13 protein-coding genes are annotated in these 9,023 nt (G+C 54.7%); all 13 read left to right on the top strand.

All coding sequences use genetic code 11. The annotated features are described in order from the left end of the window. Positions 1-143 precede the first annotated feature (143 nt). The 13 genes from rpsL (at position 144) to rplP (ending at position 9,023) form a co-directional block, all read left to right on the top strand. Positions 144-521 (top strand): 30S ribosomal protein S12, encoded by a 378-nt coding sequence (gene rpsL / locus QOY30_RS13430; RefSeq protein ID WP_237248080.1) that lies wholly within the window; start codon positions 144-146, stop codon positions 519-521. A 36-nt stretch (positions 522-557) separates the two neighbouring features. Next, a complete protein-coding gene (rpsG, locus tag QOY30_RS13425; protein WP_283745130.1) occupies positions 558-1,028 on the top strand; it encodes a 30S ribosomal protein S7 in 471 nt (156 codons plus the stop codon). Between the two features lie 27 nt (positions 1,029-1,055). Beyond that, a complete protein-coding gene (fusA, locus tag QOY30_RS13420) occupies positions 1,056-3,152 on the top strand; it encodes an elongation factor G (protein ID WP_283745129.1) in 2,097 nt (698 codons plus the stop codon). A 25-nt stretch (positions 3,153-3,177) separates the two neighbouring features. Continuing rightward, the gene (gene tuf / locus QOY30_RS13415) at positions 3,178-4,368 is read left to right on the top strand and encodes an elongation factor Tu (protein WP_283745128.1); all 1,191 of its coding nucleotides are present in this window, start codon (positions 3,178-3,180) and stop codon (positions 4,366-4,368) included. An 88-nt stretch (positions 4,369-4,456) separates the two neighbouring features. After that, positions 4,457-4,768, top strand: coding sequence for a 30S ribosomal protein S10 (rpsJ, locus tag QOY30_RS13410; RefSeq protein WP_283745127.1), 312 nt, complete (start codon positions 4,457-4,459; stop codon positions 4,766-4,768). An 88-nt stretch (positions 4,769-4,856) separates the two neighbouring features. Beyond that, positions 4,857-5,501, top strand: a complete 645-nt coding sequence (gene rplC / locus QOY30_RS13405) for a 50S ribosomal protein L3 (RefSeq protein ID WP_283745126.1) — start codon at positions 4,857-4,859, stop codon at positions 5,499-5,501. After that, complete coding sequence (gene rplD / locus QOY30_RS13400) at positions 5,501-6,121, top strand: 50S ribosomal protein L4 (RefSeq protein ID WP_283745125.1); 621 nt, start codon at positions 5,501-5,503, stop codon at positions 6,119-6,121. The genes rplC and rplD overlap by 1 nt, the downstream gene beginning before the upstream one ends. Further along, positions 6,118-6,435, top strand: coding sequence for a 50S ribosomal protein L23 (rplW, locus tag QOY30_RS13395; protein WP_283745124.1), 318 nt, complete (start codon positions 6,118-6,120; stop codon positions 6,433-6,435). The genes rplD and rplW overlap by 4 nt, the downstream gene beginning before the upstream one ends. A gap of 3 nt (positions 6,436-6,438) precedes the next feature. Continuing rightward, positions 6,439-7,266: a 50S ribosomal protein L2 gene (gene rplB, locus QOY30_RS13390; protein ID WP_283745123.1), complete on the top strand. Its 828-nt coding sequence runs from the start codon at positions 6,439-6,441 to the stop codon at positions 7,264-7,266. A gap of 13 nt (positions 7,267-7,279) precedes the next feature. Further along, the gene (gene rpsS, locus QOY30_RS13385; protein ID WP_283745122.1) at positions 7,280-7,561 is read left to right on the top strand and encodes a 30S ribosomal protein S19; all 282 of its coding nucleotides are present in this window, start codon (positions 7,280-7,282) and stop codon (positions 7,559-7,561) included. Between the two features lie 9 nt (positions 7,562-7,570). Continuing rightward, positions 7,571-7,900, top strand: coding sequence for a 50S ribosomal protein L22 (rplV, locus tag QOY30_RS13380; protein WP_283745121.1), 330 nt, complete (start codon positions 7,571-7,573; stop codon positions 7,898-7,900). 3 nt (positions 7,901-7,903) lie between these two features. Then, on the top strand, positions 7,904-8,623 hold the full coding sequence (gene rpsC / locus QOY30_RS13375; RefSeq protein ID WP_283745120.1) for a 30S ribosomal protein S3: 720 nt from the start codon (positions 7,904-7,906) through the stop codon (positions 8,621-8,623). Continuing rightward, on the top strand, positions 8,607-9,023 hold the full coding sequence (gene rplP, locus QOY30_RS13370; protein ID WP_283745119.1) for a 50S ribosomal protein L16: 417 nt from the start codon (positions 8,607-8,609) through the stop codon (positions 9,021-9,023). Before rpsC ends, rplP begins: the two co-directional genes overlap by 17 nt.

Below are 9,023 nucleotides of genomic sequence, written 5' to 3'. Positions count from 1 at the left end.
TGACAGGCAAGGGCTTCATCAATAGAATGCGCGGTCTTTTTAGTCCGCGCATTTCTGTGCAAATCGACGCGGGAGCAGTTGCTGAACAAGTATTTTGGTTTAACTATTAGTTTTTAAACAGTTTTCAGGAAGCGGAATAAATAATGCCAACCATCAACCAGTTAGTGCGCACGGGCCGTACGGCGGAAGTGACCAAGAGCAAGGTGCCGGCTCTCGCGGGAAGTCCTCAAAAACGCGGTGTTTGCACGCGCGTTTACACCACGACACCGAAGAAGCCGAACTCGGCGCTGCGTAAAGTTGCCAAGGTGCGTTTGACCAATGGCTTCGAGGTTATCTCCTACATCGGCGGCGAAGGCCATAACCTGCAAGAGCACAGCGTGGTGTTGATTCGCGGTGGTCGTGTGAAGGACTTGCCTGGTGTGCGTTACCACATGGTGCGCGGCAGTCTGGATACGGCAGGCGTGAAGGATCGTAAACAGTCCCGTTCCAAGTACGGCGCGAAGCGTCCGAAAAAAGCGTAATTCAGAAGTTTAGACAGATATAACTGAGGTATTGATATGCCAAGACGTAGAGAAGTCCCCAAGCGCGAAGTCCTGCCGGATCCAAAGTACGGCAATCAGGATCTTTCAAAGTTCGTTAATGTGCTGATGACGGCCGGCAAGAAGTCGGTCGCCGAGCGCATTTTGTACGGTGCGCTGGAGCAGGTCGCAAAGAAGAGTGGCAAGGATCCGATTGAGGTGTTTAATCAGGCGATCTCCAATGCCAAGCCTCAGGTTGAGGTGAAGAGTCGCCGCGTCGGTGGTGCCAACTATCAGGTTCCGGTCGAAGTTCGTCCGTCGCGCCGTATGGCGCTGGCAATGCGCTGGTTGAAGGAGTTTGCGCGCAAGCGTGGCGAAAAATCCATGGGTATGCGCTTGGCTGGAGAGTTGATCGATGCTGCAGAAGGTCGTGGCGGTGCAGTCAAGAAGCGTGAGGAAGTCCATCGCATGGCTGATGCAAACAAGGCGTTCTCGCATTTCCGTTTCTAAAAGTATAAAGACAAGGTTAGGTACACCGTGGCACGCAAAACACCCATCGAACGCTATCGCAATATCGGTATCAGTGCGCACATTGATGCTGGTAAAACAACGACTACCGAGCGCATCCTGTTTTACACAGGTGTGAGTCACAAGATCGGTGAGGTGCACGATGGTGCTGCCACGATGGACTGGATGGAGCAGGAGCAGGAGCGTGGTATCACGATTACTTCTGCAGCGACGACCTGCTTCTGGAAGGGTATGGACAATTCCTATCCGGAGCATCGTTTCAACATCATTGATACTCCGGGGCACGTGGACTTCACCATTGAGGTGGAGCGTTCCATGCGTGTGCTGGATGGCGCCTGCATGGTGTACTGTGCCGTGGGTGGTGTGCAGCCTCAATCTGAGACGGTTTGGCGTCAGGCGAACAAGTACAAAGTGCCTCGTCTGGCCTTTGTCAACAAGATGGACCGTACCGGGGCGAACTTCTTCAAGGTGGTTACGCAAATGGAAACCCGCCTGAAGGCCACCCCTGTTCCGCTCGTAATTCCTATTGGTGCGGAAGAAGGGTTCACCGGCGTTGTGGATCTGATCAAGATGAGAGCCATCATCTGGGATGAAGCTTCCCAGGGTATGAAGTTCGAATACAAAGAAATTCCGGCTGAGTTGGTTTCGACTGCCAATGAGTGGCGCGCAAAGATGGTTGAGACGGCCGCCGAAGCGTCCGAAGATCTGATGAATCAGTATCTCGAAAATGGCGAATTGACTGAAGAGCAAATTATTCTGGGTATTCGCACGCGTACCATTGCCTGTGAAATTCAGCCGATGTTGTGCGGCTCCGCTTTCAAGAACAAGGGTGTGCAGCGCATGCTGGATGCGGTGATCATGTTCTTGCCGTCGCCGGTTGATATTCCGGATGTGACTGGTGAGACTGAAGAAGGCGTTCCGACATCCCGCAAGGCGGATGACGGCGAGAGCTTCTCTGCGCTTGCATTCAAGCTGATGACCGATCCGTTTGTTGGTCAGCTGACTTTCGTGCGCGTCTATTCTGGCGTACTCAAGAAGGGTGACACGGTTTACAACCCGATCCGTGGCAAGAAAGAGCGTATCGGTCGTATCGTTCAGATGCACGCAAACGAGCGCAAGGAAGTTGACGAGATTTTGGCGGGCGATATCGCCGCCTGTATCGGTTTGAAAGATGTGACCACCGGCGAATCGCTGTGTGATCCTAACAAGCCGATTATCCTTGAGCGCATGATATTCCCGGAGCCGGTGATTCACGTTGCTGTCGAGCCAAAGACTAAGGTGGACCAGGAGAAAATGGGCATTGCGCTGGGTCGTTTGGCGGCAGAAGATCCTTCGTTCCGTGTACACACCGACGAAGAGTCCGGTCAGACTATCATGTCCGGTATGGGTGAGTTGCACCTGGAAATTCTGGTTGACCGCATGAAGCGCGAGTTCGGCGTGGAGGCGAATGTGGGTGCGCCGCAAGTTGCTTACCGCGAAGCGATTCGCAAGTCGGTCGAAGTTGAAGGCAAGTATGCCAAGCAGACCGGTGGTCGCGGCCAGTACGGTCACGTATGGATCAAGATGGAGCCGAACGAGACAGGCAAAGGATTCGAGTTTATTGATGCGATCAAGGGTGGTACTGTTCCGCGCGAATTCATTCCTGCTGTTGAAAAAGGTTTGCGCGAATCGCTGCCTAGCGGTGTGTTGGCCGGCTTCCCGGTGGTGGATGTAAAGGTCACGCTTTTCGACGGTTCCTACCATGATGTGGACTCCAACGAAAACGCCTTCAAGATGGCTGCATCCATGGCTTTCAAGGACGGGATGCGCAAGGCCAGTCCGGTATTGCTGGAGCCGATGATGTCGGTGGAAGTGGAAACTCCGGAGGACTATACCGGCACGGTGATGGGTGACCTGTCTTCCCGTCGTGGCATGGTGCAGGGTATGGATGATATGGCTGGCGGCAGCAAGAGTGTGAAGGCGGAGGTGCCGTTGTCCGAAATGTTCGGCTACTCGACTTCGTTGCGTTCCGCAACCCAGGGGCGTGCAACTTACACTATGGAATTCAAGCACTACACTGAAGCACCCAAGAGTGTCGCTGAAGCAGTAATGAACACCAAGAAATAATACAGACTAGTCGGAGAGATAAATCATGGCAAAGAGCAAATTTGAACGAACGAAGCCGCACGTAAACGTAGGCACGATTGGACACGTTGACCACGGCAAGACCACCCTGACAGCGGCGATCACCATGGTGTTGTCGAAGAAGTTTGGCGGCGAAGCCAAGGCTTACGACCAAATTGACGCGGCACCGGAAGAAAAGGCGCGCGGTATTACTATTAATACTGCCCACGTTGAATACGAGACGGCCAACCGCCACTACGCGCACGTTGACTGCCCGGGCCACGCCGACTACGTCAAGAACATGATTACCGGTGCCGCCCAGATGGACGGCGCGATCCTCGTTGTATCCGCCGCTGACGGCCCCATGCCTCAGACCCGCGAGCACATCCTGTTGGCGCGTCAGGTTGGCGTACCGTACATCATCGTGTTCATGAACAAATGCGACATGGTGGACGACGCAGAATTGCTGGAACTGGTCGAAATGGAAATCCGGGAATTGCTTTCCAAGTATGACTTTCCTGGCGACGACACCCCCATCATCAAAGGCAGCGCCAAGCTGGCGGTTGAGGGTGACCAAGGTGAACTGGGTGAGCCCTCTATCTTCCGTCTGGCCGAAGCGCTTGACACCTACATTCCGACACCGGAGCGCGCCATCGACGGCGCCTTCCTGATGCCCGTGGAAGACGTATTCTCCATTTCCGGTCGCGGTACTGTTGTGACGGGCCGTATCGAGCGCGGCGTAGTCAAAGTCGGCGAAGAGCTGGAAATCGTCGGTATCAAACCGACCCAAAAGACCACCTGCACCGGCGTTGAAATGTTCCGCAAGCTGCTGGACCAGGGTCAGGCAGGCGACAACGTGGGCGTGCTGCTGCGCGGCACCAAGCGTGAAGAAGTTGAGCGCGGCCAAGTGCTGTGCAAGCCAGGTTCCATCAAGCCGCACACCAAGTTCACAGCCGAGATTTACGTCTTGGGCAAGGATGAGGGTGGCCGCCATACCCCGTTCTTCCAAGGTTATCGTCCGCAGTTCTACTTCCGTACGACGGACGTGACGGGTGCGGTCGAACTGCCGGCAGGAACCGAGATGGTGATGCCTGGCGACAACGTGAGCATCACGGTGAACCTGATCAACCCGATCGCGATGGAAGAAGGTCTGCGCTTCGCGATCCGCGAAGGCGGTCGTACCGTCGGCGCGGGTGTGGTTGCCAAGATCATCGAGTAAGCATACAATGCGCGCCCTCGCGTGGCTGCGGTCACGCGTTTTCGTTCTTTAAACCAGCGGCAATGCCGCGTAGATGCAAGAGAAGATTATGCAAAGTCAAAAAATTCGCATTCGCCTGAAGGCGTTCGATTATCGTTTGATCGACCAATCCGCGCTGCAAATTGTGGATACGGCCAAACGTACCGGTGCTGTGGTCAAGGGCCCGGTTCCGTTGCCCACCAAGATCGAGCGTTTTGATATTTTGCGTTCGCCGCATGTGAACAAGACTTCGCGCGACCAGTTTGAAATTCGCACCCATCTGCGCCTGATGGACATCATGGATCCGACGGACAAAACCGTGGATGCGCTGATGAAGCTTGATCTGCCGGCTGGTGTGGATGTGGAAATCAAGTTGCAATGATTGTTGTCGGGTAGTTAATAGTTTTAGCAGTTTGTAGTACGGATCGGCTGACCAATTGAAGTCAGCCCCTTAATAAAAGGAAAATATAATGAGCTTAGGACTTGTCGGTCGCAAGATTGGCATGACTCGCATCTTTACCGACGACGGTACATCGTTGCCGGTGACGGTGTTGGACGTGTCCAACAATCGTGTCACCCAGATCAAATCCGCTTCCACGGACGGTTACAGTGCAGTGCAGGTTGCGTACGGTACGCGCCGCGCCAGCCGTGTGACCAAAGCCGCTGCGGGTCATTTCGCAAAAGCCGGCGTCGAGGCCGGTAGCGTGCTGAAAGAATTCACTGCCACGCCAGAACAGCTTGCCAGCCTGACCCTCGGTGGCAAGGTTGGCGTGGATCTGTTTCAGGTTGGTCAGAAAGTCGACGTGACGGGTGTTACCATCGGTAAAGGTTATGCCGGTACCATCAAGCGTCACCACTTTAAATCTGGTCGTGCCTCTCACGGTAACTCCAAGTCGCACAACGTTCCGGGTTCTATCGGTATGGCGCAGGATCCGGGACGCGTGTTCCCAGGTAAGCGCATGACCGGTCACTTGGGTGACGTGCAGCGCACAGTGCAAAATCTCCAAATCGTTCGTATTGATGCCGAACGCCAGTTGTTGCTGGTGCGCGGCGCCGTACCGGGCGCGCCAGGCGGCGACGTGATCGTGCGCCCGGCAGTGAAAGCGGGGGCATAATGGAACTAAAGGTTATTAACGAAAACGGCAAGGCGGCGCCGAGCATGAGCGCTTCTGACGATCTGTTCGGCCGTGAGTACAATGAAACGCTGATTCACCAACTGGTTACTGCGTATCAAGCAAACGCGCGTTCGGCTAGCAGCAAACAAAAAGGCCGTAGCGAGATCGCCAAATCCACGCGCAAGCCTTTCGCCCAAAAGGGTACCGGCCGCGCTCGTGCCGGTATGGCATCAAGCCCGTTGTGGCGTGGTGGCGGCAAGATTTTCCCGAACTCGCCTGACCAAAACTACACTCAAAAGATTAACCGCAAAATGTATCGCGCCGGCTTGGCTTCCATATTCTCGCAATTGGTGCGAGATGGTCGTCTGAGTGTGATAGATGCGTTGTCAGTTGCGGCGCCTAAGACCAAGCTGTTGGCTGAGAAGATCAAAGCCATGGGTCTGGATCGTGTGCTGATCATTACTGATAGCCTGGACGAAAACCTGTATCTGTCGTCGCGCAATCTGCCGAACGTGTTGGTGGTGGAAGCACACCAGGCCGACCCGGTCAGCTTGGTTCGTTTCCCTCAGGTTTTGGTGACGCGCGGCGCGATCGCAAAAATCGAGGAGATGCTGGCATGAGTACACAAAAATTCAACGAAGAGCGTTTGCTGAACATTTTGCTAGCGCCGCAGATTTCTGAGAAGGCAACCTACGTTGCCGAACTGAATGAGCAAGTGATTTTCCGCGTGGCATCCGATGCTACCAAGCCGGAAGTCAAGGCCGCTGTTGAGAAGCTGTTCAATGTCACTGTTGATAGCGTACAGATCAGCAACGTCAAGGGCAAACAAAAACGTTTCGGCCGCTATATGGGCGCCCGCAAGGACTGGAAGAAGGCTTATGTGTGCCTGGCTGCCGGTCAGGAAATCAACTTTGCTGCAAGCGAGCAGGGGTAAAACATGGCACTGATCAAACTCAAACCGACATCACCTGGAACTCGCGCTGTTGTACGCGTTGTCACTCCGGAGTTGCACAAGGGCAAGCCCGAAGCGTCGTTGCTGGAGAAGAAGACCAGAACCGCAGGGCGTAACCATAACGGCCACATTACCGTGCGTCACATGGGTGGTGGGCACAAAAAGCATTACCGCCTCGTGGATTTCAAACGCGACAAGGACGGTGTTCCGGCTAAAGTTGAGCGTCTGGAATACGACCCGAACCGCACTGCGCACTTGGCGTTGCTGGTGTATGCAGACGGTGAGCGTCGCTACATTATCGCTCCCAAAGGGATTTTTGCAGGAGCTCAGTTGATGAGCGGTCCGGAAGCGCCTATTAAAGCTGGTAATGCACTGCCGCTACGCAATATCCCGGTTGGTTCCACGATTCACGCGATCGAAATGTTGCCTAACAAGGGTGCTCAATTGGCGCGTTCGGCCGGTGCATCTGTGCAATTGCTGGCACGTGAAGGCAGCTACGCTCAGTTGCGTCTGCGCTCCGGCGAAATCCGCAAGGTGCACGTTGATTGCCGCGCGACCATCGGAGAAGTCGGTAACGGCGAACATTCCCTGCGTTCCATTGGCAAAGCTGGTGCAAATCGTTGGCGCGGTATCCGCCCGACAGTGCGCGGTGTGGCAATGAACCCGGTCGATCACCCGCACGGTGGTGGTGAAGGTAAAACTGCGGCAGGCCGTCATCCGGTCAGTCCATGGGGTGTGCCAGCCAAGGGCTTCCGCACGCGTCGCAACAAGCGTACTAGCGGCATGATTGTGCGCCGCCGCTTTCAGGTTTAAGGGGTAACTAGATATGGCTCGTTCAGTTAAAAAAGGCCCATTCGTCGATCTGCATCTGCTGAAGAAGGTGGAGACAGTGCGCGCAACCAGCGACAAGCGCCCGGTGAAAACCTGGTCGCGTCGTTCCACCGTGTTGCCCGAGTTCGTTGGTTTGACGATCGCGGTGCACAACGGCAAGCAGCATGTCCCGGTGTACGTTTCCGAGAACATGGTTGGACACAAGCTTGGCGAATTTTCTTTGACCCGCACCTTCAAAGGTCACGCTGCTGATAAAAAAGCAGTCGCCAAGAAATAAGGAGACATGATGAGTACAAAAGCAGTCATCCGTGGTGTTCGCCTGTCGGCACAGAAAGCCAGACTGGTTGCGGACCAGATTCGTGGTCTGCCTGTTGCGCAAGCGCTGAACATCCTCGCTTTCAGCCCGAAAAAGGGCGGTGGCATTATCAAGAAGGCACTGGATTCCGCGATTGCCAACGCCGAGCATAACGACGGCGCCGATATCGACGAATTGAAGGTCGCTACCATCTACGTGGACAAAGGTACTTCTTTGAAACGCATGATTCCTCGCGCCAAAGGCCGTGGTAACGGCATCGAGAAGCAAACCTGTCACATAACGATCGTCGTCGGGAGCTAAAGCATGGGTCAGAAAATTCATCCAATTGGATTCCGTCTGAGCGTTCAGAAAAACTGGACATCGAAGTGGTATTCCAACAGCAAGCACTTTTCCGAGTTGCTGCTGAAAGACATCGAAGTGCGCGACTATCTAAAGAAGAAACTGGCGGGTGCCGGAGTCTCCAAGATCGTTATCGAACGTCCGGCCAAAAATGCCAAGATCACTATTTACACGGCCCGTCCTGGCGTGGTGATCGGCAAGAAGGGCGAGGATATCGAGTCCCTGCGCAACGAACTGAAGAAACGCATGGGCTTGCCCGATGTGGGTCTGAACATCGAAGAAGTGCGCAAGCCGGAAGTGGACGCGCAACTGATTGCCGACTCCATCACCCAGCAGCTCGAGAAGCGCATCATGTTCCGTCGCGCCATGAAACGCGCGATGCAGAACGCAATGCGTTTGGGCGCGCAAGGCATCAAGATCATGAGTTCTGGGCGTTTGAACGGAATCGAGATCGCGCGTACCGAGTGGTATCGCGAAGGCCGTGTGCCATTGCATACTCTGCGTGCAGAAATCGACTACGGAACATCCGAAGCGCTGACCACCTACGGCCTGATAGGTGTCAAGGTTTGGGTCTACAAGGGCGATCATCAGACTGGACAACAGGAAGCTGCTGCCCCCGTCGTTGCTGAGCCGGAAAAGAAAGTAAGAAAGTCGTCGGGAGCTAAGCATGCTACAGCCAGCTAGAAGAAAGTACCGCAAGGAACAGAAGGGTCGTAACACCGGAGTCGCGACACGCGGCAACAAAGTAAGTTTCGGCGAGTTTGGTCTCAAGGCCGTGGGTCGCGGTCGTCTGACCGCACGTCAGATCGAAGCGGCACGACGTGCCATGACCCGCCATATCAAGCGCGGTGGACGTATCTGGATTCGCATTTTCCCGGATAAACCGATTTCCAAGAAACCGGCCGAAGTTCGTATGGGTAACGGTAAGGGTAGTCCAGAGTACTATGTCGCCGAGATTCAGCCAGGCAAGATGTTGTACGAGATGGACGGCGTGGATGAGGTGTTGGCGCGTGAGGCTTTCAAGTTGGCTTCAGCCAAGTTGCCGATTGAAACAACATTCGTCGTTAGACAGGTAGGGGCATGA

Source organism: Sideroxydans sp. CL21, assembly GCF_902459525.1.
Lineage (GTDB): Bacteria > Pseudomonadota > Gammaproteobacteria > Burkholderiales > Gallionellaceae > Sideroxyarcus.
The sequence above is the reverse complement of the archived record's forward strand: the minus strand, read 5'-3'. Positions and strand labels throughout refer to the sequence as shown.

Coding starts and splice junctions, on each gene's coding strand:
- rpsL (WP_237248080.1), top strand. CDS start 144: ATGCCAACCATCAACCAGTTAGTGCGCACGGGCCGTACGGCGGAAGTG.
- rpsG (WP_283745130.1), top strand. CDS start 558: ATGCCAAGACGTAGAGAAGTCCCCAAGCGCGAAGTCCTGCCGGATCCA.
- tuf (WP_283745128.1), top strand. CDS start 3,178: ATGGCAAAGAGCAAATTTGAACGAACGAAGCCGCACGTAAACGTAGGC.
- rpsJ (WP_283745127.1), top strand. CDS start 4,457: ATGCAAAGTCAAAAAATTCGCATTCGCCTGAAGGCGTTCGATTATCGT.
- rplC (WP_283745126.1), top strand. CDS start 4,857: ATGAGCTTAGGACTTGTCGGTCGCAAGATTGGCATGACTCGCATCTTT.
- rplD (WP_283745125.1), top strand. CDS start 5,501: ATGGAACTAAAGGTTATTAACGAAAACGGCAAGGCGGCGCCGAGCATG.
- rplW (WP_283745124.1), top strand. CDS start 6,118: ATGAGTACACAAAAATTCAACGAAGAGCGTTTGCTGAACATTTTGCTA.
- rplB (WP_283745123.1), top strand. CDS start 6,439: ATGGCACTGATCAAACTCAAACCGACATCACCTGGAACTCGCGCTGTT.
- rpsS (WP_283745122.1), top strand. CDS start 7,280: ATGGCTCGTTCAGTTAAAAAAGGCCCATTCGTCGATCTGCATCTGCTG.
- rplV (WP_283745121.1), top strand. CDS start 7,571: ATGAGTACAAAAGCAGTCATCCGTGGTGTTCGCCTGTCGGCACAGAAA.
- rpsC (WP_283745120.1), top strand. CDS start 7,904: ATGGGTCAGAAAATTCATCCAATTGGATTCCGTCTGAGCGTTCAGAAA.
- rplP (WP_283745119.1), top strand. CDS start 8,607: ATGCTACAGCCAGCTAGAAGAAAGTACCGCAAGGAACAGAAGGGTCGT.